This is a genomic window from Microbacterium sp. (assembly GCF_041641055.1).
Lineage (GTDB): Bacteria > Actinomycetota > Actinomycetes > Actinomycetales > Microbacteriaceae > Microbacterium.
Map to the genome: position 1 here is coordinate 66,016 of NZ_JBEPZB010000005.1, position 24,301 is coordinate 90,316.

The following is a 24,301-nucleotide window of genomic DNA, read 5'->3' on the forward strand; positions in this document are numbered from 1 at the left end:
TGATCGCTGCTTCTAGGCTGGACGCATGATCGGGGAGTTCGTCGACGGCATCCGCACCCTCCTGCGTGGCTTCGGCACATGGCGGCGGCGACCGGGACTCATGGCCCTCGGCCTCGTGCCGGGGGTGATCGCCGCCCTGATCCTGCTCGCCGGTCTCGTGCCCCTGGCACTGTCGCTCGGCCCTCTCTCCGACGCGCTCACCCCGTTCGCCGACGGCTGGATCCCGGCGTGGCGCTCGGCCCTTCGCGCTGCCGTCGGGATCGTCGTCTTCGTCGCCGCGCTCGCGCTCGCGAGCGCCGTGTTCAGCGCGCTCGCGCTCGCGATCGGCGACCCCTTCTACCAGCGCATCTGGCGGGCGGTCGAGACCGATCTCGGCGACGCTCCTCCGTCTGACGGCGGCGGATTCTGGATGGCGGTGGGCGAGAGCCTTCGTCTCGTACTGCTCGGCATCCTCATCGCGATCCTCGTGCTGCTGCTCGGCCTGATCCCCCTCGTCGGTGGCTTCCTCGGCGCGGTCGGCGGCGTCATGCTGTCAGGACGGATGCTGGCCCGCGAGCTCACGGGCCGCGCCTTCGACGCCCGTGGACTCAGCCCGGCCGACCGCGCCGTGCTCTTCCGCGGCAGTCGCGCGCGCGTGCTCGGCTTCGGAGTCGCGACCCAGCTCTGCTTCCTCATCCCGGGTGGCGCGGTGGCTGTCATGCCGGCCGCTGTGGCCGGGGCCACGACGCTCGCGCGCAGCATGATGCAGCGGACGCCGCTGCCGCAGCTCGCGCCTCCCGCCGCACCCCCGGCACCCGCCGCACCCCCGGCACCGAGAGCACCCGCCGCACCCGCGCCCCCCACGGCACCCCCCGCACCCCCCGGGCCAGGACCTGTCTGATGCCCGAGGGCGACACCGTCTTCCGCACAGCCAGACGCCTCGACGAGGCGCTGGTCGGCGGTGAGGTCGCGCGCTTCGACCTGCGCGTGCCGCGCTTCGCGACCCTCGATCTCACCGGGCAGCCGATCCGCTCGTCGATCGCTCGGGGCAAGCACCTGCTCCTGCGCATCGGCGACAGCACTCTCCATTCCCATCTGCGCATGGACGGCGCCTGGCTCGTCTACCGTGCGGGCGAGAAGTGGCGGCATCCGGCCTTCAAGGTGCGCGCGATCGTCGGCACCGCCCAGCGCGAGGCCGTCGGCATCGATCTCGCCGAGATCGAGGTCGTGCCCACCCGCGACGAGGATGAGCTGGTCGGCTATCTCGGCCCCGACCCACTCGGACCTGACTGGGACCCCGTCGAGGCCGCCCGGCGGGTCGGCGCCGACTCCCGCAGCATCCACGTCGCTCTCCTCGACCAGCGCAACGTCGCGGGCTTCGGCAACGAGTACGCGGCAGAACTCCTGTTCCTCCGCGGAATCCTGCCGACCACCCCTGCGCAGGAGGTCGACGTGCCCGCCCTCCTCGAGCTCGGGGTGCGCACGATCCGCATGAACCGGGATCGCCGCAACCGCACCTTCACCGGCGTCGATCGCCCCGGCCAGGGGACGTGGGTCTACGGCCGAGCGGGGCGGCCGTGTCGGCGGTGCGGGACGCTCATCCGACGCGGCGAGCAGGGCGCGGATCCGACTCGCGAGCGCATCACCTTCTGGTGTCCGACCTGCCAGAGATGACCCGCATCCATGCTCGGGAATGAATCCGGGACACCCGTGGTTATTGATATATCCGGGGCACTCCGGAACACGGGAGGAATCGTGGGAAAGAACTACGTCGACATCGAGAACGACCAGGGCGCCACGCTGCGATACCGCAAGCACGCCAACGGTCGCGGTCTCGTCGCGCATGGCGCGAAGGTCCATCCGAAGGCGCACATCGAAGCGGGCGCCTACATCGAACCCGGCGCGCGTATCGGCGCCGGGGCGACCATCGCCCGCGGCGCATGGATCGAACCGGATGCCGTGATCGGCGAGGGTGCGCACGTCGAGGCGCACGCACACATCGGGCAGGGTGCTGCCGTCGGAGACGGAGCGACCATCGGCGTCCGCACGGAGGTCGGAGCAGGGGCGCGCATCGTGCGCGGTGCCCGCATCGGCGACGACGAGACCGTGGCCGCCGGGCTGACCGTCGCGACCGACCCCAAGGGTCTCTGGCTCGCGGCCTGACCGCGGGCGGTCCCGCCGAGTGTCGGCGGGTACCCTGGAGCACATGGCGACTCAGGGACGACGACCGGCGGGGCGCGCCGGCAAGGGTTCTCCGGTGCGCCGGAACAAGGCGGCCCCCGCGCAGCGGTTCCCGGCACCCAGGCCCCCCAAGAAGACGTCCGGCGTCGTGTTCGATGCGCCGACGGAAGCCGAGGAGCCGCGCACCTTCCGCCTCGGAGTCGTGCCGGGCGCGACCCCGGGCAAGTGGATCGACGCCTGGAAGCAGCGAATGCCGCACGTCCCCGTCGAGCTCGTCCCGATCGCGGTCGCCGAGCAGCGCGAGGCCGTCCACGAGCTCGACGCCGCCCTGGTGCGCCTGCCTCTGACCGACGACTCCCTGCACGTGATCACCCTCTACGACGAGGTGCCGGTGGTGGTGGCCTCGGTCGAGTCGCACCTGCTGGCCGCCGACGAGCTCACGATCGCGGACCTCGCCGGCGAACTGGTGATGGTCCCGAGCGACGACCCGCTCGGTCCGCTCGACATCCCCGGAGCCGTCGCGCCCCGGTTCGCTCCTCTTCCGGTCGCGGAGGCCATCGCGACCGCCGCTACGGGCACGGGGATCGTCATCGTCCCGATGTCCCTGGCGCGCCTGCACCACCGCAAGGATGTCGAGCACCGCCCTCTCGCGGACGGCCCGACGTCGACCGTCGCCCTCGCGTGGCGACGGGAGCGCACCACGCCCGACGTCGAGACGTTCATCGGCATCGTGCGGGGGCGCACCTCCAACTCGTCCCGCTGACGTCCCGCCGACGTCCCGCCGACGCCCCGCGTCATCGGGCTCGCCGCCTCGTCGTTAGACTCTCGTGGTGGTCTCGCTTCTCTACGTCTGTGTGCGCCCCGAACTCGGGGCGGCGGATGCCGAGCACGCCTCGTTCCGCCGGGCGCTCGGCGTCGACGTCGTCGACCGCCTCGACCTGCTCACCGAGCGCCTGGATCCGGCACGGCTCGCCCGCTACCAGGGCGTGGTGGTCGGCGGCTCGCCCTTCAACGTCAGCGACGTCGAGAAGTCGTCCGTGCAGCTGCGCGTCGAAGCCGACCTCGAGCACATCGCGCGCACGGCGATGGATGCCGAGATCGCGGCGTTCTTCACCTGCTTCAGCATCGGGGTCGTGACACGGATGCTGGGGGGCGAGGTCACCCTGTCGACCCCGGAGTCGGCCAGTGCCACCGTGATCGAGACGACCGCGGCGGGTGCATCCGATCCGGTGTTCGGTCCGAGCGCGCCCGCCCTCACCGTGTTCACGGCGCACAAGGAGAGTGCGGCCGCCCTGCCGGACGGGGCGGTGCTGCTCGCGACGAACGACGCCTGTCCGGTGCAGGCGTACCGGGTGGGAACGCACCTGTACACCGCGCAGTTCCACCCCGAGCCCACACCGCGTGACTTCGCCGACCGCATGACGTTCTACCGGACGACCGGCTACTTCGACCCCGAGGAGTTCGATCTCGTCCAGGGGCAGGTCCTCTCGGCCTCGGTCACCGAGGGTGCGGCGCTGCTGCGGCGCTTCGCCGAGACCTTCGCGGCCGTCTGAGGCCGACGGCCCGCCGCCCGCTCGCCAGCCCGCTAGCCCGCCGAGGCCCGCAGAAGCTCCACCCGCTCCCGCAGATATGCCACCAACGGCATCCACCCTCCGGCCTGACTCCACCGCACCGAGACGGCCCCGTCCCTCGTCGCGAGCGGCCCGGACTCTCCCCCGGCGTCCACCGCGTCCACGTCGATGACCGTCCAGCCGACGTGCACCACGTCGCCCTCGCCGAAACCGCCGCGCAGTGCGAGCGCCCGTCGCTCCGCACGCTCGCGCGCAGACTCCGCCGTGTACCCTCTCCGTCCGGGGTCGGCGGCGCGCAGCACCTCCGCGGTCGCCAACGCGTGCGTGTCCGTGAGGAGCAGGACACCCAGGTGCCAGGCGTCGCCGATCCGCACGATGCGTCGACCACGCCACCGCGAGTCCTTGTCCTCACCCAGGCCCTCCTTCGGGACACCGGCGAGCGCGGTCCGCGCCTCTGCGAGGAGCTGTGCGGCGGACTCACCTGACTGCTGCATCCCTCCAGGGTAGGCGCGATTCGCCCGCTGAACCCATCCACGGCAGAATCGATGCACACCCTCGAGGAGCCCCCATGTCTCAGCCTGACACCGCCCGCCTGCTGATCGCCTGCGACGACCAGCCCGGCATCGTCGCCGCCGTCGCCGGCGTGCTCTCCGCGCACGGCGCGAACATCATCTCGCTCGACCAGCACTCGACCGACTCCGAGGGCGGCCGATTCTTCCAGCGCACCGTGATCCACCTGCCCGGGCTCTCCGCCGCCCGCACGGCTCTCGAGGCCGACCTCGCGCCCGTCGCCGAGCGCTTCGGCATGGAATGGTCGCTGCACGACACCGCCCGCCGCAAGCGCGTCGCGATCTTCGTGTCGAAGTACGACCACTGCCTGATGGAGCTGCTGTGGCGCACGCAGCGGGGGCAGCTCGACATCGACGTCACGATGGTCGTCTCCAACCACCCCGACCTCGCCGAGTCGGTCCGCTCGTTCGGCGTGCCGTTCGTGCACATCCCCTCGGGTGACAAGGAGTCGATGGAGCAGCGTCAGCTCGAGCTGCTCCGCGGCAACGTCGACCTCGTCGTCCTCGCCCGGTACATGCAGATCCTCACGGACGACTTCATCGAGGGGCTCGGCGCCCCCGTCATCAACATCCACCACTCCTTCCTCCCCGCCTTCATCGGGGCGAACCCCTACGCCAGGGCCAAGGACCGGGGTGTGAAGCTGATCGGCGCGACGGCGCACTACGCCACGGCGGACCTCGACGAGGGGCCGATCATCGAGCAGGACGTCACCCGCGTCACGCACTCCGAGTCGGCGGCCGAGCTGCAGCGCCGAGGAGCCGACGTCGAGCGCCTGGTGCTCGCACGCGCGGTGCAGTGGCACGCGGAGGACCGCGTGATCGTGCACGGCCGCTCGACCGTCATCCTCTGACGCCCGGGATCAGCGCTCGTCCGGCACACCCGCGAGCAGCTCGCCGAACGCCTCCGCAGCGGTCGGGTAGCGGGCCAGCGGGGCGCTCTGCCCCATCCACAGCGACTGGAGTCCGCCGAGGTTCTGCTCACCTGCAGCGGCGCGGAACCGACCGGTGAGCCAGTTCTGCATCGGGAACGGCGCGATCGTGCCGCTCGCCTCGATCGCGCGCACGGCGCGGTTGCGGGCGCCTCGAGCGAGCCGTCCGCTCATCGCGCGGGTGAGCACCGTGGCATCTGCCGGAGTGGAGCGGATGGCGTCTCGGTGCGCCGCGGTCGCCGCGGACTCCGCGGTCGCGAGGAACGCCGTTCCCACCTGCACGGCGGAGGCGCCGAGAGCGAAGGCCGCAGCCACTCCTCGTCGGTCGGCGATCCCTCCGGCCGCGATCACCGGCACATCCACCGCATCCACCACCTGAGGGACGAGCGAGAACGTCCCGATCAGCGACTCCTCGGCGGGGCGCAGGAATGACACGCGGTGCCCACCGGCCTCGAGTCCGGTCGCGACGACCGCATCGACTCCCGCTTCGCCCAGCGCCACCGCCTCCGCAGCGGTCGTGGCGGTGCCCACGACGCGGATGTCCCGTCGGTGTGCCTCGTCGATGACGTCGGCGGACGGCACGCCGAACACGACGCTGAGCACCGGCGGCGCCGCCTCCCAGACGGCGTCGAGCTGCTCGTCCAGCGGAGGCAGGTAGCGCTCGGGCCGCGCGGGGACGTCGATGCCGACGGCGTCGTAGAAGGGCTGCAGCGTCTGGGCGAACACGGTGTGCTTCGCATCCGGCTCGACCTCGTCGCCGGTGGGAAGCCAGATGTTGACGGCGAACGGCCGGCTCGTCGCCTCCCGCAGCTCAGCGATCGTCGAGCGGATGCGGTCGCCGTCGTAGCCGTAGAGCCCGTATCCACCCAGTCCGCCCGCCTCGCTGACGGCGGCGGTCAGGGCGAGGGAGGAGAGACCGCCGAACGGGCCGAGGACGATCGGATGCTCGATGCCGAGCAGTGCACGCAGATCAGCCATGCATCGAGGCTATCCCCGTCGCGACCGGAGCGGGCGGGCATGACGGGTGGTACCGTCGAAGCAACGATCAGGAGATGCGCATGGGCGAGTGGTTCGGGCAGATGCTCGGCTTCGTCGCGTCCGCGCTCGGCCTCGTCGCGCTGCCGGATGCGGCAGCCGTCGGCCTCGCCATCGCCCTCGTCGCCCTGACCACGCTCGCCCTCGTCGTCGCGCTGAGCCTCGTGCCGCCGACGGCGGACAGCTCTCCGCATCCGCAGCGTGCGATCGACGTGTCGACGCTGCTCGCGCAGAGCGATCCTGATGCCGCCGGTCACCCGCGCCCTCGTGCGCCGGGAGTCGCCGTCGCCGCGTAGTCCGTCCTCGTGAGGGACCGCGCGGCTTTCGCCGACCCTTCCCGACCCACGAACGGACACCCATGGACATCTTCGCCTTCCCTCCCCTCGCCGCCCTTCTCGACGGCGCGTACGGCGCTCTCGCCGGACTCTCGACCCTCGTCGCACCCTTCGCGGGTGCATCCGCCGCGGCCCTCGCCGTGGTGCTCGTCACCCTCCTCGTGCGTGCGCTGCTGATCCCCGTCGGGATCTCCCAGGCGCGGGCCGAGCAGACCAGGGCGCGCCTCGCGCCGCGGCTGCGTGAGCTCCAGCGTCGCCACAAGAAGAACCCCGAGCGACTGCAGAAGGAGATGCTCGAGCTGTACCGCTCCGAGAACACGTCTCCGTTCGCCGGCATGCTGCCGGTGCTCGCTCAGGCGCCCGTCGTCGGCATCCTGTACACGCTCTTCATCCGCACCGAGATCGCCGGCCATCCCAACGACCTGCTCAGCCATGACCTGTTCGGCGCTCCGCTGGGCACCAGTCTCGTGTCAGCGGTGTTCGGGGGCGACGCGTCAGCGGCCACCCTCATCGTGTTCGGCGCCCTCATCGTCGTGATGATCGCCGTGGCGGAGATCAGCAGGCGGGTGTTCCGCCCGGCCCCGGCCGAGGACGACTCACCGCTGAACTCCCCGACGATGGTGCGGATCGCCGGAGCGCTGCACTATCTCACTGCGGTGTTCGCCGCCTTCGTGCCGCTCGCCGCCGCGCTGTATCTCACGGTCACGGTCGTCTGGACGCTGGTCCAGCGGATGCTGCTGCGCCGCCGCTATCCGCTGCCGACGTCAGCACCGAGCACGGCGACATCGGGCAAGAGGGCCGGAAAGGGGGCGGTCGCAGCCTGAGGTCTCGCTCACCTCGTCGGGGAGACGGATCGGAGCCGTGGACGGCCGCCGCCCAGCCTACGGCGCGATCAGAGGTGCTTGCCTCCGGTCACCGCGATCACCGATCCGGACGTGTACGACGACTCGGCGGAGGCGAGGTACACGTAGGCACCGGCGAGCTCGGCGGGCTGGCCGGCCCTTCCGAGCGGTGTGTCCTTGCCGAAGCTGTTCAGTCGCTCCTCGTCCCAGCCGGTGGCCGGGATCAGCGGCGTCCAGATCGGGCCGGGGGCGACCGCGTTCACACGGATGCCGCGCTCCCCCGCCTCCTCGGCGAGGGCCTTGACGAACGCGACCTGTGCGGCCTTCGTCATGGCGTAGTCGATCAGGCCGGGCGACGGCTGGAACGCCTGCACGGATGCGGTCACGATGATGCTCGCTCCGGATTCGAGGTGCGGGTAGGCCGCCCTCGCGGAGTACAGGAGTCCGAACAGGTTGGTCTCGAACACGCGCCGCATCTGCTCCGTCTCGAGGTTCTCGAAGCCGTCGATGTCGTGCTGATATGCGGCGTTGAGCACGACCACGTCGAGCCCGCCGAGCTCCTCGCGGGTGCGTGCGACCAGCTCGGTGGCGAAGCCCTCGTCCCGCACGTCGCCGGCGAGGCTCACGCCCGTCCGGCCCTCGGCACGGACCAGTTCGAGCGTCTCGTCGGCATCCTCCTGCTCCTCCGGCATGTGGACGATCGCGACGTCGGCGCCTTCCCTGGCGTAGGCGATCGCCACCGCGCGGCCGATTCCCGAATCGCCGCCCGTGATGAGAGCGCGGCGCCCCTGCAGACGCCCGTGCCCTTCGTACGACGTCTCGCCGTGATCGGGATCCGGGTGCGTCTCGTCCGTCAGTCCCGGCTGATCCTGCTGCTGTCCGGGGAAGCCCTCTTCGCGATGCTGGCTCCGGGGGTCGGGCGTGCTGTCAGCCATGATGTCTCCTCGTCCTCGCGGTCGGTGATGGGTGTCCATCGAGACTCGCGGCGGGCAGTAGCGGGCGGCAGGGGGTTGACAAGCACGCCGATCATCGACGAACGCGGGACGGGCGCAGCGAACGTCTCTGTCGGCTCAGGGCAGGAGTCGGCTCAGGACAGGAGTCGACTCAGGGCCCTGGGGCAGCGGGAACCTCGCCGGCACCCGGTGCGCCGGCGGTGTCCTGCGGTTCGGGCACCAGGTAGAGGCCGCTCGGTGCGTTGGCGGTGAACGCGAGGGCATCGACCCAGGCGCGGTTCACCGACGGCTGCCGGCTTCCGAAGTACTTGAAGACCAGGGAGCTCCCCGGCTGGATCCAGACCGTGGTGCGTCCGCCGCCGACGCTCGCATCCTCGCGCCAGCTGAACGGGAAGGGCTCGGCCCTGCGCAGCTTCGCGGTGATGACGAGCTGCAGGTGGGTGAGAGCGCGATCCTCGATCTCGGTCTTGACGCTGCCCTCGTAGATGAACTTGCCCACGTGAGGCCCTCCTCTGCACATTCTCTCTATCGAGCATATGGGAACTTTCCGAGCTCGCTCCAGCCGCACGGTCTCGACCGCCGGGGCGATCGCCGACCTCCCGAGACTGAGGATCGGGGACGCCGAAGTCAACCCCCTCCGACCAGTTCGCGCGCACCCGTAAGCTGACTCCGAATGCGAGGAGGCGTGACCATGAACGCACGACACATCGACGAACGCTCGGATGAGGGCTACACCCCCGAGACGACCCACGCGGAGTTCGGCGCGGGAAACCCCCGCCTGCGCATCACGCGCGACGGCGAGCGCGCCGAGTTCGCCCTGGAGGCGGATGTCGTGCGTATCGGCTCGGCTGCCGACAACGAACTCCGCCTCGACGGCGCCGATCCCGTGCATGCGACGATCACGCACGACGATCGCGACGAGTACGTGCTCGACATGCATGGCGCGGGCGAGATGAACGCCAATCCGGATGCGGACGCCACCCACCCGGGCGAGCGGATGCAGACCCTCCGCACCGGGGCGCGCTTCACCGTCGGCGAATGGACCCTCGTGTACGCCCGCGAGGAGTTCGCCGACCACGGTCGCCCGTATGGCGGACGCCTGGGCGGCGAGTACTCCGATCAGCCGCTGCAGCCCGAACGCCCCGACTACTCCGATGAGGCGGGCGTCGAGACCGACGCTCCGACCCACGCGGACTCCGCAGAAGAGAAGTGACCGACGATCAGTCGGCTCTGGAGCGCCTGAGCGAGGTCGCCGAAGAGCGTGGTCTGCGCATCTGCGTCGTGGAGTCCCTGACCTCGGGACGCCTGGCCAGCACGGTCGGTGCGGGCGAGGGTGCCGGGAACTGGTTCGCCGGTGGAGTCGTGGCCTACCTCACGGATGTCAAGGAGCGTCTCCTGGGTCTCACCCCGGGCACCGATCCGTGCTCTCCGGAGTGCGCAGAGCAGCTGGCCGAGAACGGGCGCCGGCTCTTCGACGCCGACGTCTGCGTCTCGACGACCGGCGTCGGGGGCCCCGGTCCTGAGGGCGGACATGAGCCGGGGACGGTCTACCTCGGCTGGGCCACGGCCGAGGGGGTGGGCCACCGGATGCTCGCGCTCACCGGCGAGCCCGTCGAAGTGCTCGACGATACGGTCGATGCCGCGACGCGGCTGCTCGAGTTCCACGCGGAGGCGATCCGTCCCGCCGGTCCACGCCGCGGCGGCGCAGCCGCAGGCTGACCGTCCTGCCGCTCAGCGTCCCGGAACCAGTCCGATCCTCAGCGGCGCGCCGGGCGCTGAGGCTGCCGTGATCGCCTCGTCGATCTCAGCGAGCGGACGCACGTCTCCCACCGCTTCCGCGAACGGATACGCGCGGCCGCGGCCGGCGAGGTATCCGACGGCCTCGGCGAGGTCCGCACCGGTGTAGTTGTGCACACCGGTGACCGTCACGAGGCGCCGGACGATCCCCTCGGCGTCGAGGGCGACGCTGTCAGCGGCGAACACGCTCCCCACCAGCACCACCGTGCCGCCGATGCCGACACCGGCGAGCGCTTCGGCGACCGCGTGCCCCGACGCCTCGATGACGACATCGGGCTCCTCCTCGAGCCGCACGGCTCCGAACCGCGCGGCGAGGGCCAGGCGCACCGGATCGGGATCCACCACCTCCACACGGGCGCCGCGCTCCACGGCGATGGCCGCTGCAGACAGGCCGACCAGACCCGCTCCGTGGATCCGCACGGACGCACCCTCGAGGTCTCGGTCACGCGCCGCGCGAGCGACAGCCGCCCATGCGGTCGCCGTGGCACACGACGCCGGGGCGAGGACGGAGGCGGGCAGCGACTCCGGCACTCTGACGATCGCCGTCCCCGCACGCACCTGCACGTGACTGCCGAATGCTCCGGTGAGGTCGCCGTGGACGCCGACCCGGTCATGCCCGTACTTGCCGAGCGTGCGGCACTTCTGCGTCATTCCCCGCACGCAACGGTCGCACGCACCGCACGAGACCGTGACCGACCAGACGACCCGGTCGCCGATGCGCAGCACTCCCCCGTCGACCGCCGATGCGCCCGCGTCGCCGAGCGCGATGATGCGCCCGACGCTCTCATGTCCGAGCACGAGTGGCACCGGAGCCGACCGCCGCCCCTGCACGGTGTGCACGTCCGACCCGCAGATCGTGGACATCTCGACCGCGACGAGGACGTCGTGCTCGGCGAGCGCGACGCCGGGGACGGCGATCATCTCGTGCGGATGCCCGAGGCCGGTCCAGACCATCGCGGTCGCGGCAGGTCGCAGCGCCACATCGCGGCGGCGGCCGGGAGGGCGGATCAACAGCGTTCCCATGGCCGATCCTCAGAAGGCGCGAACGGTGCGCGACGCGAGCGGGAGCATCCCCCGCTCGGCCAGCACGCGGGAGAGGCCGGTCACGTCGCCGAGGACCGCGTCCGCTCCGGCTGCCGTGAGCACGTCAGCGTCGTGCGCACCGGTGAGCACACCGGCCACGAACCCGGCGCCCGCGCGACGCCCGCTCTCGACATCGCTGACGGTGTCACCCACGACCGCGACGGACCGCACCGATGCGGCGCCGGTGCGCAGGAGCGCGGTCAGGACCAGGTCGGGGGCCGGACGACCGCGCCCGGCATCCACCGGCGACAGGGCCAGATCGACGAGACCGTGCCATCCGAGGCCGTCGATGAGCGCATCCCGGGTCGTGGGAGCGAAGCCGGTCGTCAGCACGACCGCGAGTCCGGCATCCTTCAGATCCTGGATCGCCGCCGCCGCACCCGGCACCTCGGTGACTCCGATCTCGGCGATGAGCTCGGCGTACGCACCCTCGAACGCGGTCGTCGCCCGCTCGGCAAGAGCGAGGTCGCCGCCCGCCAGGTGGGTGAACACGTCGAACTTCGACTGACCCATCGTGTCGCGCACGTAGGTGAGGGCCTGATCCCACGGCATCCGATCCGCCACCCCGGTGCGCTCGGCGGCGCGCTGGAACGCCTGCTCGACCACCCCGTCGTCGAGCACGGTGGTCCCTGCCATGTCGAGGACGACGAGTTCCAGTCCTCGGTCGACGTCGACGGCGGTCTGCGCGGGGAATGCAGCGGTCATGGTGTTCCTTCCATTGCGGGTGCCCACCCGAAGGCGGCGGTGAGATTCTCTTCAGCGAGCCCCAGACCCGTGGTCATGCCGATGCCGGTGGTCGCGGCGAGCACCAGCACCCCCTCCTCGACGCTGTCGATGAGGAACTCCTCCGATGCCTTCGCGTAGACGCCCTGCCACCGTTCCAGCACCCGCGGGGCGGGCATCTCGAACAGAGCCTCCGCTTCGGCGAGGAACGCGGCGAACGCGGCCTCGGGCTGGAAGGGCTCCGGCGCGGTCGATGTGGCGTGCGAGTCGCCGATGATGAGCGTGCCGTCGGGAAGCTGCGTGTACATCTGATTGAGATCGAGTGCGGCGAGGTGGGGACGCTCGGAATGCAGCCGTTCGCGCAGTGCCGCGGTGGCCGTCCCCTCGGCGAAGCGTCCGTAGCGGACGAGCGACCACCCGGTCAGCAGCGGGGCGGAGAGCGGATGCGTGAGGCTCACCGCCGCGCGCATCATGTCCAGTGCACAGCGCACGACGCCCGCCCGCTCGGCCACGTCGGGCAGCAGCTGGTCGATGTCGTGGTTCGCCGCGACGACGACGGCCCCGGCGGCGATCGTGCCTCTCGTCGTCTCGACGCGTCGTCCGGCGACGGAGGTCACCGCGGTGCGGAAGCGGAAGTCGACGCCCGAAGCCGCGAGGTGCCGCACGATCGCCGCGGCGGCGGTGCGCGGATCGGTCTGCAGGTCGGTCTCGATGTGCGCCCCGGCGAGGAGCCCTTCGCGACGCAGCGGCGCGAGGCGCAGCAGCTCGTCCGTCTCGAGCAACCGGATGCCGCCGTCGGTCGCCGCGTGCTCGAGGACGGCGATCTCGTCGGCGTGACGGGCGGCGACCAGCGTGCCGGACTCGCGGATCCAGAACCCCGCATCCTGGGCGAGGCGCAGCCACAGGTCGCGGGACAGGTCCGCGTATCGCCGTGCCTCCCCCGCCTGCGCGCCGATGCACAGATGGCCGAAGTTGCGGATCGTCGCCCCGACCGGAGCATCCGCTCTGTCGACGACGATGACGCTCAGACCCCGTCGCACCGCCGCGTAGGCGGCGCCGAGGCCGATGATGCCGGAGCCGACCACCACGAGGTCGGCGGAGCCTGCCGAGGCGGCGATGCCGTTCATCGGAACACCTTCCGCATCCACATCGCGAGACCCTCGACGACGAGCACGGTGACGAGGATCATCAGCACGATCGCCGTCACGGTCTCATAGCGCGAGCCCTGGCTGGCGTTGAGCAGGTAGTAGCCGACACCGCCTCCGCCGACGATGCCGAGGATGGTCGCCGCGCGGATGTTCGTGTCGAGCATGTAGAAGCTGTGCCCGATGAGCGCCTGCATGCCCTGCGGCACGGTCGCCGAGGCGTAGGTCTGCAGTCGGGTGGCGCCGACGGCCCGCAGGGCGCGCTCGGGTCCGCGATCGACCTCCTCGAGCGAGTCGGCGATCAGCTTGCCCAGCAGGCCGATGCCGCCGACGGCCAGCGCGATGACTCCCGCCTGGGCGCCGAGACCGGTGATGACGACGAGCACGATCGCGAGGATCAGCTCGGGGATGCCGCGGATGCCGACGAGCAGGAAGCGCGCGATGCCTCGCGCTCCCGCACCGGGTGCGACGTTGCTCGCGGCGAGGGAACCGAGGATCAGAGAAGGCAGCAGGGTGAGCACGGTCGCGGCGAGCGCGATCGCGACCGTGTCCCGCATGGCCGCGATCATCGCCGACGCCTCGTAGCTGCCGAAGGACGGCGGCCAGAACTTCGCCGCGACCTCGGGGAGCTTGGCCCAGAAGGTGAAGAAGTCCATCCAGTTGATCTGGCTGACGACGACGCTGCCGATCACGACGAGCACCGCGGTGACGATGCCGATCGTGTTGCGCACACGCTCCGCGGTCCACGGTCGACGCACGGCGGTCCGTGGGCTGGCCGCCCACGCCGGGCGCTCCGTCGTCGCCGCGCCCGTCGTCCCGCGCAGTCTCGGGTGGATGAGGCGGTCGATCCACGACCGCGTCTGCCGCTGCTGGCCGAGCATCGCCCCGCGCACCAGGCTCGAGACGATCTCCATCACGACGCACAGGATGAAGATCACCAGGGCGATGCCGAGGCCCTTGCCGTAGTTCAGCGACTTGAAGGCGTAGGACATCTCGAGTCCGAGCCCGGCGACGCCGACGTAGCCGAGCACGACGCTGCCGCGCAGGTTGATGTCGTTGCGGTGCAGCACCGTCGCGACCCAGCTCGGCAGCACCTGCGGCAGGATTCCCGAGGCGAACTCCTGCATCTTCGATCCACCGGCGGCCCGGATCGCGAGCCTGGGGCCCTCGTCGATCTGCTCGATCGCGTCGGCGAACATCTTCGAGATCATCCCGATCGAATGGATGCCGATGGCGAGGATGCCGGGCAGTGTGCCGAGCGAGAACATGAGCACGAACGCCATCGCGAGCACGACGTCCGGCAGCGCCCGCGTGAACACTCCGACGAATCGGGCGGCGGCCCGCCATCCGTTGCCCGGGGTGGTGTTCGAGGCTGCGAGGTAGGCGATCGGCACCGACAGCGCGGCAGCGAGCAGCGTGCCGACGAGCACGAGCCCCACGGTGAGCGCGATCAGCCACGCGAGGTCGGCCGGTTCGGGGAACGAGAGGCCGCCCACCCTGGCCATGAAGTTCTCGGCGTTGCCCCAGCTCTGCACCATCGCCGGGATCGAGATGCCGACCTCGTCCACCGCGAGGATGCCGAGCACCAGGAGCGCCAGCAGCGTCAGGCCGGCGGCGATGCGCTCGGCGGAGATCGGGCGTCGAGGCGCGCGGTCGGCGACCCCCGCCGCGGGCTTCGCGTGCGCCGGAAGCGCGTCCGAGACGACGGTCATGAGGCTCGCGCCTTGTCGAGCTGAGCGACGTCGACCGTGATCTCGGTGAGTTCGTCCTGCACCGCCCGGATCTCTGCAGTGGTCGTGGCGACGCGGCCGTAGATCTCCATGACCTCTGCCTTGGTGAGGTCGCCGGTCGGGGTGTCGAGCACGACCTCCCCGTGGCGCAGACCCACGATGCGGTCGGCCCACGAGATCGCGAGATCGACCTGGTGCAGGCTGCAGACGACCGTGAGCCCCTCGTCGGCGGCGATCTCACGGATCAGGGCCATCACCTGGTCGCTGGACTCGGGGTCGAGCGACGCCACGGGCTCGTCGGCGAGCAGGATGTCGGGCTTCTGCATCAGAGCGCGCGCGATCGCCACGCGCTGCTGCTGTCCGCCGGAGAGTGTGTCGCTGCGCTGATAGGCCCGGTCGAGCAGCCCGACGCGATCGAGGTGCTCGAGCGCTCGCAGCTTCGCCGCCTTCGAGTAGCCCAAGAGGCCGAGCCGCGGGCCGCGGACCTCCGACAGAGATCCGGTGAGCACGTTCTCGAGCACCGTCAACGACGGCACGAGCTCGAACTGCTGGAAGATGAATCCCACCCGACTGCGAAGCCTGCGCAGCGCCTTGCCCGTGAGCGTCGGGACCTTCGAGCCGAGCACCTCGACGTCGCCGGAGGTCGGGACCTCGAGACCGTCGAGGTGTCGCAGCAGCGTCGACTTCCCCGAGCCGGACAGCCCGAGCAGCACGACGATCTCGCCACGCGAGACCTGCAGCGATGCGTTCTTCAGCGCGGTGGTCGAGCCGAAGGTCTTCGTCACACCGTCCAGGCGGATCAGGGCGTCGGATGCCGTGTTCATGTCACTTCTCCAGGGTCATGGCGTCGAGCGTGGTTCGTGCGGGTGAGCGCCCTGCGCTCCGCTGCCCCGGGCGGGAGCACGACTGCGGAACGAAGGGCGCTCGGCTGACCGGCGCGGTCAGCGATCGGGCGTCAGCCCTGGCACTGCTCCGCTTCGGTCTCCTTGCAGATGTCGCGGATCAGGTCGTAGTACGCGTCGTCCACGGGCTTGGTGGCGAAGAACACGCTGCGGAATGCGTCGGTGTCCGCGCCCTCGATGCCGGCGGCGATGATGTCGTCGATCGTGATCTCCGACAGCCCGTCGATGAGCTCCTGCGCGACGTCGTCCGGGAGGGTCGACGAGTAGACGAGCGGGGCGCCCGGCACCATGGTCTCGTCGATGACCTTGACGGCATCCGACTTCTCGACCTCGGAGTCCTCGGCGAATCCGACCTCGCACTCGACGCCCTCGCCGACCTTCTGCACGCTCACGTCGTGCTTGCCCGCGAAGACCGGGGTGATGTCGGTCTTGGGGTCGATGCCCGCCTCGAGCAGGTTGTAGGACGGGAAGAGGTATCCCGACGTCGACGACGGGTCGACGAAGCAGACCTTCTTGCCGGCGAAGTCCTCGATGCTCGAGATGTCGCTGCCGGCGGGCACGATCGCCTGGGAGTAATACCCCGGCTCCTGGCCCTCTTCGGTCACGATCGACGAGATCGGGGTGAGCTTCGCACCGTTGTTGGTGGCCGTCACATAGGTGAAGCCCGAGAACGACGCGACGTCGACCTTGCCGGCGACAGCCGCCTCGATGAGCGCCGCGTAGTCGGTCGACTCGTGGTACTCGACCGTCTTACCGGTGATCTCGGCGATGTAGTCCATGAGCGGCTGGTAGTTCGTCTCGGTGTCGACGGAGTCGGGCACGACGCCGAAGACGAGCGTGTTCTCGTCGACGGCGAATCCGCCGGCGGCGGACGACTCGTCGGCACCGGTGCCGCTGGTGGCGCCGGCCGTGCCGGAGCAGGCGGCCAGGCCGAGAGCGAGAATCGCTGCACCGGCGAGTGCAGGGAGGACGCGGAGCTTCATGAGGACCTTTCGGAGGTGGGAGGGCTGATCCGACAGCAACTCTGACAGCACCGATCGTCAGATATATACCTAACTGGCAACTGTTCAGAGGTCGTTAACCCCGGATTTGCCCACCATTCCCCGCTCCTCCTGTGTCGACGTTCAGGTCCGTCGCCAAGTAGTATGCCTATGTGGCTGAAGCTGTATACACCCAGATCGCCGACGACCTGAGGTCGCAGATCGCCGAGGGCGCTCTCCGCCCCGGTGATGACGTACCGACGGAGTCCGACCTCGCCGATCGCTGGCACACATCTCGAGGTCCCATTCGCAACGCCCTCGCCGTGCTTCGGAGCGAGGGCCTGATCGAGACGGGACGGGGGCGCCCTGCTCGCGTCGTGGCGAGGAAGGCCAATCAGGCGGTCGACGTCTCCGTGCCCTTCACCCGCTGGGCCCGCGATCTCGGCGTCACGCCCGGCGCACGGACGCAGGAACTCAGTCTGCGGCGCGCGGGCGACCGCGCCGAGCTGATGGGCGTCTCCCCCGACGACATCATCGTGGCCGTCGTGCGGCTCCGACTGCTGGACGGTCGACCCACCATGCTCGAGCGGCTCTTCTACACCGAGGCGGTCGGACGACGCCTGTTCGACGTCGACACAGACGAGATCTCGATCACGGAGTACCTGAGCTCCCTCGGACACCCGATCGTCGGCCTGCAGCATCAGATCGACGCGGTCGCCGCGGACGAGCAGGATGCCACGCTGTTGCGGATCCCGCAGGGATCACCGATCCTCCGACTGAGTCGGATCTCGCGCGATGCCGATGGACGCATCTTCGAGGCTTCCGAGGACCGCTACCTCAGCGAGGTCGTGCGCTTCACGGTCGCGGCGTCGGGCATCTCCACGGACGGCCACTACATGCGGGCAGTCGGAGGCTAAGCTCAGGGCGATCGGCACGTTCTCCGCGAGGAGAGAAGCCGATCGCGAGCGCGATGGGGATCAGATTCCAAGACCGCGCTCGCGATCACAGCGCTGGGGATGCGCTATTTCTGGGGTATACCCAATGTAAGCGGCCGACTACACCATGGAACACGGTCTATAGTCGAGACCTTGCATAGACTTTCGTCTAGTATTTCGGCCCACTCCCGCGGAATCCTGCGGAAGTTCGGGGCAGCGAAACCAGTATTCCGGTATCTAGTTCACTTCTTCCGAGACTGCTCAGCACGCGCTTCGGGGGCCCTGACCAGCGGCAGCCGAGCGGACACGACCCAGCGGCCGTCCACTTCGCCGGCGTCGAACTCGCCACTCGCACCGAGGACGCGTTCCGCCATCCGCCCGATGCCGGTGCGGCTGGAGGACAGCTCGCGACGCGGGGTGACGGACAGCGGGCTGCTGATCGTCATCCCCACCACGTCGTCGTCCACGTCGAGCCTGATCTCGACCTCTCCGCGGCCCGCGTACTTGAGCACGTTGGTGGCGGACTCGCGCATGATGCGCGCGAGGATGATCTCCGCCGCGCGCGGGATGCGCTCGTCGGTGGGGTCACCGCTGAGCGCGACGGAGTGTCCTGCGGACTCGAACTCCTCCTTGGCCTCGTCGATGGACGCGGCCAGGTCGCCCGACGGCATCCCCTCGGAGCGGGGGCCGTCGTCGGCGAGGTCGATCACGAAGCGGAGGTCGGTCATCGCCTTGCGGGCGGCGATCCGAATCGCTTCCTGAGAGTCACTGCTCGTGCGATCGTCGTCGAGCATCTGCACGTGCAACGACACCACCGTGAGGTGGTGCGCGATGCTGTCGTGCAGTTCGCCGGCGATCCAGCGTCGCTCGGCGAGCACCGCCTGCCGTTCCTGCTCGGCTTTCTCGGCCAGTTGCTGCTCCAGCCGACTCCCTCGGGCGAAGGCCGCGCGGAGAGCGAAGCCGACAGCCCCGGAGACCGCTGCGGTGACGAGGTAGATCGCGATGTTGATGGGGTCGTCCGTGTCCACCATCGCGACCAGTGAGGTCGCGAGGAGGAACAGCCCGGCGTACGAGAGGATCAGGGAATTCCACCCCAGACGCATGATCAGCCCGGCCGCGAAAGCGGCGGCTGTCAAGACGTAAGCCTCAGTGCCGGTGAGGAACGAGAGTGCGAACACGAGCGCGAGCGCACATGTCGCATAGAGAGGCGACCAGAGATAGAGGGCGAGGACCGCCGTGGAGGCGATACCGATCGCAGTGTCGAGAAGACCGGCCTCCGAAGGGAGGAAAAGTCCGACGACATCGACCACCAGGATCGTTCCGATGATCGCGAGAACGAAGATCCGCTCGATCGCGACCAGTCGTTCACCCTTGCCGAGACGCATCACGCGGGACTCGCGTTCGCTTCTCAGACCTAAAGCCATGCTTCAGTATCTCCTATTCGCCAGGTAGATTAGCGAGTAAAGCCAAAGAACTTGCTGACACCCTGCCAAAAAGTCATATCCATTCACCTCCTGAGTTGGTCTTTTGTTTAGGTCTGACTACATCTTCTCGGTGATCTGCCCGCGTCACATCTGTCTCAAGTCCAGACCTCACTAGCCAAAGGTCTAGGGATGCTCACCGCACGTCGACCCCAGTTAGGCTTCTCCACATGCCGGAAATCCGCGTTCTCATCGTCGATGACGACCCCCTGGTGCGTTCTGCCCTCTCCCACTTCGTCTCTCGTGACCCGGAGATCAACGTCATCGGCGAGGCGGAGTCAGGGCTCGAGGGAATCGAAGCGGTGGAGCGCGAGCGTCCGGACGTCGTGATGATGGACGTGCAGATGCCGGAGATGAACGGCATCGAAGCGACGGCGGTCATCAGCGAACGGTGGCCCGAGGTGAAGATCCTCGCGGTGACGACGCTCGACGGCAGCGACACGGTGCTGCCGATGCTGAGTGCGGGCGCATCCGGGTACCTGCTGAAGGACTCCAGCGCCGCAAGCATCCTCGAGGGGGTCCGCGAGGTGTACAGCGGTGCGAGCTCCCTCTCACCACGGATCGCCTCGCTGCTGATCAAGCACGTGCGCGATACGGAGCCGGTCGGCGGGGACGACACGCTCGAGCCGCTTACGGAGCGTGAGCAGGAGGTTCTGCAGCGGCTGGCCCAGGGCATGTCGAATGCCGAGATCGCTCGTACCCTCATCGTCTCGGAGGGCACCGTGAAGGCCCACCTCGGGCGCATCATGTCGAAGTGGCATGTGCGGGACCGCGTGCAGATCCTCGTGACGGCCGCACACGCCGGCCTCGTCGAATTCCGCTGAGCGACCGCGCGTCTGCGCCACTGATCGTCTGATGCGCGCAGCGGTTCAGCCGGTGTGGGCAGGGTCGTTCAGCGACCCGCGGGTATTCCCGGGCTGGTGAGTCGTGGGCTGCTGAGTCGTGGGGTGCTGAGTCGTGGGCTGCTGAGTCGTGGGACACGCCATCGTTGCTCGGGATCCCACCATCTCGGTCCCCGTACCTGCGGGAGGCCGGCGTCCATCCGGATCTCCCATCCCGAGGTACCGAGGGACCGGTGATGCCACCAGCACAACGGCACACCGTTGTCCGTGTGCGTCGGCCCGCCCTTGGCATGCTCTGTCACGTGGTGGATCTCACACCACGATGCCGGAACGTGGCATCCGGGGATCAGACATTCCTTGTCCCGGGCGATGATCGCCCGCCGCTGGTGCACGGTGAACACCCGATCGGTGGTCGTGATCCCGATGATCCGGCCCTCGTCCAGGAGCACCCGCTGAATCGCTCCCGCGCAGGCGACCTGCGCGGCGACCGAGACGGGCACGTGGGCGCCGGATCCGGGAATCGTCGCCCATCCGCCATTGCCGTGCTCACCGAGCGTTCCGTGTGCCGCACGTCCGAACGCGGCACCTGTGGAGTGGGCGGAGAGGTCTTCCGCATCGACCGTGACGACGAGCACCGGCGACGATCCGCCGAGGGTGGGCATGTCTCGGTGTCGGGCGGCGATAGCGAAAGCCATCATCAGAGCGTCGTGACGCTTCTGCGCCGCGGTGCGGTCGTCGAGCACGCACCGAGGATCCGAGTTGAACGGATCCACCCGCTCCGCGCCCGAATCGACATCGACTTCCGCATCCGCATCCGCATCCGCATCGGCATCCGCTTCGGTGCCGTCGCTCGGAGTGAAGTGCACGCCGGGCTCAGGCGGGCCGTCGCCCTTGGGGTTCAGGATCGCGTCCATGATCAGCTGCAGCTGCGCCGCGGCCTCCGGGGTCAGGTACCCGCGGATCGCATGCACGCCGTCCTTCAGACGACCGATCGTGATCCCCCGACGCCGACGTGCATCCTCGTCCTTCGGCTCCTCACCGTCCGGATCGAACATCGACGCGAGGTCCTCCGCGAGAGACTTCAGGTCCTGAGCCGTCGGGGCGGGTCCAGGCTCCTCCGATCCTGGGTTCTCCTCATCGGGATCCGCATCGGCATCAGCATCGGCATCAGCATCGGCATCAGGACACGCGTCGTCTTCGACGTCGGCGTCGATGCCGTACCCGCGCGCGCAGCCCGCCAGTGCGACATCGGCAGCCAGCCGCTGATCGACGGTGAGCCGATCCCACACCTTCTCGATCGGCCCGGTCGCAGCGAGGAAGCCCGCGATACCGACCACCCCGTCCAGCAGGGCCAGTCGCATCTCGGACCACCGCGCCGGCATCCGCTCCCCCGCCAGGCTCACCGGTCGCCGCACCAGATCGACGACCTTGTCGACCCGCGTCGCACCCCGCACATCCACCTGAACCGTCCGCTGCAACAGCTCGTTCAGGCCCCGACATCCGGCGGAGTGCGGCAGGTCACCCATGTCACCCGTCGCGACGGTCTCGACGATCACCGCCTCCACCCGTCGGAACGCCGCCCCGGCGCCCTGCAGAACCGTGATCCGCTGCGCGTCGGTCAGTGCCGCGAGCGCGTCGGCGGACATCACCGTGTCGAGGTCTGCGATGACCCGATCCAGAAGCTCCGCGGTGCTGTGCATACCCCCACTCAACACGAGACCACCGACATTCGAAGGTCGAATCGGCTCCGAATTAGCCCAGATCAGAACCGTATTCCGATCTTTCGGAATGGTGCGGCGGAGGAGGTTCGGGCGGGGTCAGCGGAGAGGTGCGAGGGCGCTTTCTACAGCGCGAGCAGCACGATCCCGGCGGCCACGACGGCGGATGCGGCGATCCGCCATCCCGGCCTGCTCTCCTTCAGCGCGAAGACGCCGAACAGCGAGACCAGCACGACGCTGACCTCGCGCAACGGGGCGACGAGCGCGACGGGCGCGATCTGGATGGCGGTGAGCACCAGGATGTACGACAGCGGCGACAGGATGCTGAACGCCACGATGCGCTTCCACTGCGTACGGCCGAGCGCTCCGACGGCCGCCCACCGCCCGCGGACGCCGAGGGAGTAGAACGGGATCTCGAGCAGCATCGTGCCGACCATGAATGCGACGGGCGAGAGGCTCCAGGTGCGCACCGCATTCGCATCCCAGATCGTGTACACCGCGATCGCGACTCCGGTGAGGAGGCCGAACAGGAGCCCCTGGTCGATCGCTCGCCGCGGCCCGGTCGAGCGTCCGCGGTCGACGAGACCGATCGCGACCACTCCGAGGATGATCGCAGCGACGCCGACGAGCGCGAGGGCGGACGGGCGCTCACCCAGCAGCAGGACGGCGACGATGACCGACAGGAACGGCCCCGTCCCCCGCGCAGTGGCGTACACGGTCGAGAGGTTGCCCTCCCGGTAGCCGCGCTGCAGGACCGCCATGTAGATCACGTGCAACACGGCGGACACCGCGACACCCAGCAGGAATCCGCGCAGGTCATCGGTGCCGAGACCGCCGGTGAACGGGATGACTCCGATCCACACGACCGTACCGCCGACAGCGCCCCACCACAGGAACGGCATGCCCGCCTTGCTCACCCCGTGGGCGATGACGTTCCAGGCGGCGTGGGTGATCGCTGCGGCGAACACGAGGACGAAGGCGAGAGCGGACATGCGAGACCCTTCCATCCGTCGCGGGCGCGACGAACAGGGTCCTCCGGGCTTTTGTCCTGTCAGATGACGGTGCCCCTGCGGAGGGACGCCGTGGCGCCGCTCGGACCAGACGGGACGGACCCCGGAACCCTAGGCGCTATCGGGAGTCACGATACCCGGCGATGGTGACCGGCAGGTGAACGGCATCCGCGCTCCGTCCGTCGGCGGCGGGCATAGCCCAGGCGATTACGATCGAAGGACCGCCCCAGCAGGAAGGCCACTCATGCCCGTCACCCCGGACGCTCTCGCCCACGCCGAGGATCTCGCCGACTTCGTCGCCGCCTCTCCCTCGAGCTATCACGCCGCAGCCGAGGTCTCGCGGCGGCTCGAGAACACGGGCTTCACGCGTCTCGACGAGGAGGCCGCCTGGGAGGTCACGCCGGGAGGCCGCTACGTCGTCGTGCGCGACGGTGCCGCGATCGCGTGGACCGTGCCCACGGATGCGACGGCGCTGACCCCGACGCACATCTTCGGCGCCCACACCGATTCCCCCGGACTCAAGCTCAAGCCGCAGCCCACGACCGGATCGAAGGGATGGCTCCAGGCTGCCGTCGAGGTCTACGGCGGGCCGCTGCTGAGCTCGTGGCTCGACCGCGAGCTACGCCTCGCCGGACGGCTGGCCCTCGCCGACGGACGTGTGGTGCTCGCCGACACGGGAGCGCTGCTGCGCCTTCCTCAGCTCGCGATCCACCTCGACCGGGAGGCGAACACGGGCCTCGCGCTCGACAAGCAGTTCCAGACGCAGCCCGTGTGGGGTCTCGGCGATCCGACCCAGGAGGACATCCTGGCCGAGCTGGCCGGGTCGGCCGGAGTCTCGGCATCCGACATCCGCGGTTACGACGTCGTGATCGCCGACACGGCGCGCGGCGCGGTCTTCGGCAAGGACCGCGCGTTCTTCGCTTCCGGTCGCCTCGACGACCTCGCCTCGGTCCACGCCGGCATCGTCGCGCTCGAGAAGATCGACACCGCCGCCGGCGGACCGATCGCGATCCTCGCCGCCTTCGACCACGAGGAGCTCGGGTCGAACTCCCGCTCCGGTGCAGGCGGCCCGTTCCTCGAAGACATCCTGGGTCGCGTGTACGACGCCCTGGGTGCCGACGCGTCCGAGCGCCGACGCGCCCTCGCCGCGTCGTGGTGCCTGTCGAGCGACGTCGGGCACTCCGTGCACCCGAACTACGTGCACAAGCACGACCCCGTGGTGCAGCCGGTGCTCGGCTCGGGACCGATCCTCAAGCTCAACGCCAACCAGCGCTACGCGACGGATGCCGTCGGCTCCGCCGCCTGGCGCGGCTGGTGCGAAAGCGCCGACGTGGTGACCCAGGAGTTCGTGTCGAACAACAACGTGCCGTGCGGGTCGACGATCGGCCCGATCACGGCCACGCGTCTCGGCATCCGCACGGTCGACGTCGGCATCCCGATCCTGTCCATGCACTCCGCACGGGAGCTCGCCGGGGTCTCCGACCTGCACGACCTCACCCGCGTGGCCGGAGCCTTCTTCGCCGGCTGAGCCCTGGGATCGCCCTCACCGAGCCCGGGCAGT

At 69.7% G+C, this 24,301-nt stretch carries 26 protein-coding genes; 13 read left to right on the forward strand and 13 right to left on the reverse strand.

From position 1 onward, the window contains the following. Positions 1-25 precede the first annotated feature (25 nt). The 5 genes from ACESK8_RS04740 (at position 26) to ACESK8_RS04760 (ending at position 3,713) form a co-directional block, all read left to right on the forward strand. On the forward strand, positions 26-880 hold the full coding sequence (locus ACESK8_RS04740; protein WP_372967510.1) for an EI24 domain-containing protein: 855 nt from the start codon (positions 26-28) through the stop codon (positions 878-880). Beyond that, the gene (locus tag ACESK8_RS04745; protein ID WP_372967511.1) at positions 880-1,653 is read left to right on the forward strand and encodes a DNA-formamidopyrimidine glycosylase family protein; all 774 of its coding nucleotides are present in this window, start codon (positions 880-882) and stop codon (positions 1,651-1,653) included. The genes ACESK8_RS04740 and ACESK8_RS04745 overlap by 1 nt, the downstream gene beginning before the upstream one ends. An 81-nt stretch (positions 1,654-1,734) precedes the next feature. Further along, positions 1,735-2,142: a DapH/DapD/GlmU-related protein gene (locus tag ACESK8_RS04750; protein WP_372967512.1), complete on the forward strand. Its 408-nt coding sequence runs from the start codon at positions 1,735-1,737 to the stop codon at positions 2,140-2,142. A 43-nt stretch (positions 2,143-2,185) separates the two neighbouring features. After that, on the forward strand, positions 2,186-2,923 hold the full coding sequence (locus ACESK8_RS04755) for a LysR family substrate-binding domain-containing protein (protein WP_372967513.1): 738 nt from the start codon (positions 2,186-2,188) through the stop codon (positions 2,921-2,923). Between the two features lie 67 nt (positions 2,924-2,990). Next, positions 2,991-3,713 (forward strand): GMP synthase, encoded by a 723-nt coding sequence (locus ACESK8_RS04760; protein ID WP_372967514.1) that lies wholly within the window; start codon positions 2,991-2,993, stop codon positions 3,711-3,713. A gap of 32 nt (positions 3,714-3,745) precedes the next feature. On the opposite strand, the gene ACESK8_RS04765 is transcribed toward ACESK8_RS04760, so the two are convergent. Next, on the reverse strand, positions 3,746-4,225 hold the full coding sequence (locus ACESK8_RS04765) for a glutaminase (protein WP_372967515.1): 480 nt from the start codon (positions 4,223-4,225) through the stop codon (positions 3,746-3,748). Between the two features lie 74 nt (positions 4,226-4,299). Between ACESK8_RS04765 and purU the strand changes: the two genes are divergently transcribed. Next, positions 4,300-5,151, forward strand: a complete 852-nt coding sequence (purU, locus tag ACESK8_RS04770; RefSeq protein ID WP_372967516.1) for a formyltetrahydrofolate deformylase — start codon at positions 4,300-4,302, stop codon at positions 5,149-5,151. Between the two features lie 9 nt (positions 5,152-5,160). Here the strand turns inward: purU and ACESK8_RS04775 are convergent, their stop codons facing one another. Continuing rightward, entirely contained in the window at positions 5,161-6,207 is a 1,047-nt protein-coding gene (locus tag ACESK8_RS04775) for an NAD(P)H-dependent flavin oxidoreductase (protein ID WP_372967517.1), read from the reverse strand. An 80-nt stretch (positions 6,208-6,287) separates the two neighbouring features. On the opposite strand from ACESK8_RS04775, the gene ACESK8_RS04780 reads away from it, so the two are divergent. Further along, the gene (locus tag ACESK8_RS04780) at positions 6,288-6,560 is read left to right on the forward strand and encodes a DUF6412 domain-containing protein (protein ID WP_372967518.1); all 273 of its coding nucleotides are present in this window, start codon (positions 6,288-6,290) and stop codon (positions 6,558-6,560) included. Between the two features lie 62 nt (positions 6,561-6,622). After that, positions 6,623-7,423, forward strand: a complete 801-nt coding sequence (locus ACESK8_RS04785) for a YidC/Oxa1 family membrane protein insertase (protein WP_372967519.1) — start codon at positions 6,623-6,625, stop codon at positions 7,421-7,423. A gap of 68 nt (positions 7,424-7,491) precedes the next feature. Here ACESK8_RS04785 and ACESK8_RS04790 read toward each other — a convergent pair whose 3' ends face one another. Further along, positions 7,492-8,376 carry an SDR family oxidoreductase gene (locus ACESK8_RS04790; RefSeq protein ID WP_372967520.1) on the reverse strand — a complete coding sequence of 295 codons (885 nt, stop codon included), beginning with the start codon at positions 8,374-8,376 and terminating at the stop codon, positions 7,492-7,494. 169 nt (positions 8,377-8,545) lie between these two features. Continuing rightward, a complete protein-coding gene (locus ACESK8_RS04795; protein WP_372967521.1) occupies positions 8,546-8,893 on the reverse strand; it encodes an ATP-dependent DNA ligase in 348 nt (115 codons plus the stop codon). A 192-nt stretch (positions 8,894-9,085) separates the two neighbouring features. Here ACESK8_RS04795 and ACESK8_RS04800 point away from each other — a divergent pair, with 192 nt between their 5' ends. Together ACESK8_RS04800 and ACESK8_RS04805 are read left to right on the forward strand one after the other, a co-directional pair. Next, entirely contained in the window at positions 9,086-9,607 is a 522-nt protein-coding gene (locus ACESK8_RS04800; protein WP_372967522.1) for an FHA domain-containing protein, read from the forward strand. Beyond that, entirely contained in the window at positions 9,604-10,113 is a 510-nt protein-coding gene (locus tag ACESK8_RS04805) for a CinA family protein (protein WP_372967523.1), read from the forward strand. The genes ACESK8_RS04800 and ACESK8_RS04805 overlap by 4 nt, the downstream gene beginning before the upstream one ends. Positions 10,114-10,125: 12 nt before the next feature. Here the strand turns inward: ACESK8_RS04805 and ACESK8_RS04810 are convergent, their stop codons facing one another. From ACESK8_RS04810 to ACESK8_RS04835, 6 genes are all read right to left on the reverse strand, one after another. Beyond that, entirely contained in the window at positions 10,126-11,214 is a 1,089-nt protein-coding gene (locus ACESK8_RS04810) for an alcohol dehydrogenase catalytic domain-containing protein (protein ID WP_372967524.1), read from the reverse strand. A gap of 9 nt (positions 11,215-11,223) precedes the next feature. Beyond that, the gene (locus ACESK8_RS04815; protein ID WP_372967525.1) at positions 11,224-11,979 is read right to left on the reverse strand and encodes an HAD family hydrolase; all 756 of its coding nucleotides are present in this window, start codon (positions 11,977-11,979) and stop codon (positions 11,224-11,226) included. Beyond that, positions 11,976-13,124 carry a TIGR03364 family FAD-dependent oxidoreductase gene (locus ACESK8_RS04820; protein WP_372967526.1) on the reverse strand — a complete coding sequence of 383 codons (1,149 nt, stop codon included), beginning with the start codon at positions 13,122-13,124 and terminating at the stop codon, positions 11,976-11,978. Before ACESK8_RS04820 ends, ACESK8_RS04815 begins: the two co-directional genes overlap by 4 nt. Beyond that, positions 13,121-14,854 (reverse strand): phosphonate ABC transporter, permease protein PhnE, encoded by a 1,734-nt coding sequence (phnE, locus tag ACESK8_RS04825; RefSeq protein WP_372967527.1) that lies wholly within the window; start codon positions 14,852-14,854, stop codon positions 13,121-13,123. The genes ACESK8_RS04820 and phnE overlap by 4 nt, the downstream gene beginning before the upstream one ends. Beyond that, the gene (gene phnC / locus ACESK8_RS04830; RefSeq protein ID WP_372967528.1) at positions 14,851-15,696 is read right to left on the reverse strand and encodes a phosphonate ABC transporter ATP-binding protein; all 846 of its coding nucleotides are present in this window, start codon (positions 15,694-15,696) and stop codon (positions 14,851-14,853) included. Before phnC ends, phnE begins: the two co-directional genes overlap by 4 nt. A gap of 131 nt (positions 15,697-15,827) precedes the next feature. Beyond that, positions 15,828-16,757, reverse strand: a complete 930-nt coding sequence (locus tag ACESK8_RS04835; protein ID WP_372967529.1) for a phosphate/phosphite/phosphonate ABC transporter substrate-binding protein — start codon at positions 16,755-16,757, stop codon at positions 15,828-15,830. 170 nt (positions 16,758-16,927) lie between these two features. On the opposite strand from ACESK8_RS04835, the gene ACESK8_RS04840 reads away from it, so the two are divergent. Then, entirely contained in the window at positions 16,928-17,671 is a 744-nt protein-coding gene (locus tag ACESK8_RS04840) for a GntR family transcriptional regulator (RefSeq protein WP_372967530.1), read from the forward strand. 260 nt (positions 17,672-17,931) lie between these two features. On the opposite strand, the gene ACESK8_RS04845 is transcribed toward ACESK8_RS04840, so the two are convergent. Next, complete coding sequence (locus ACESK8_RS04845) at positions 17,932-19,074, reverse strand: histidine kinase (protein ID WP_245647444.1); 1,143 nt, start codon at positions 19,072-19,074, stop codon at positions 17,932-17,934. Positions 19,075-19,340: 266 nt separating this feature from the next. Here ACESK8_RS04845 and ACESK8_RS04850 point away from each other — a divergent pair, with 266 nt between their 5' ends. Beyond that, positions 19,341-19,994 (forward strand): response regulator transcription factor, encoded by a 654-nt coding sequence (locus ACESK8_RS04850; RefSeq protein WP_060927650.1) that lies wholly within the window; start codon positions 19,341-19,343, stop codon positions 19,992-19,994. 68 nt (positions 19,995-20,062) lie between these two features. On the opposite strand, the gene ACESK8_RS04855 is transcribed toward ACESK8_RS04850, so the two are convergent. After that, entirely contained in the window at positions 20,063-21,712 is a 1,650-nt protein-coding gene (locus tag ACESK8_RS04855) for a DUF222 domain-containing protein (protein WP_372967531.1), read from the reverse strand. Positions 21,713-21,855: 143 nt separating this feature from the next. Continuing rightward, positions 21,856-22,722, reverse strand: coding sequence for an EamA family transporter (locus tag ACESK8_RS04860; protein WP_372967532.1), 867 nt, complete (start codon positions 22,720-22,722; stop codon positions 21,856-21,858). 262 nt (positions 22,723-22,984) lie between these two features. Here ACESK8_RS04860 and ACESK8_RS04865 point away from each other — a divergent pair, with 262 nt between their 5' ends. Beyond that, positions 22,985-24,268, forward strand: a complete 1,284-nt coding sequence (locus tag ACESK8_RS04865; RefSeq protein WP_372967533.1) for a M18 family aminopeptidase — start codon at positions 22,985-22,987, stop codon at positions 24,266-24,268. Positions 24,269-24,301: the final 33 nt, after the last annotated feature.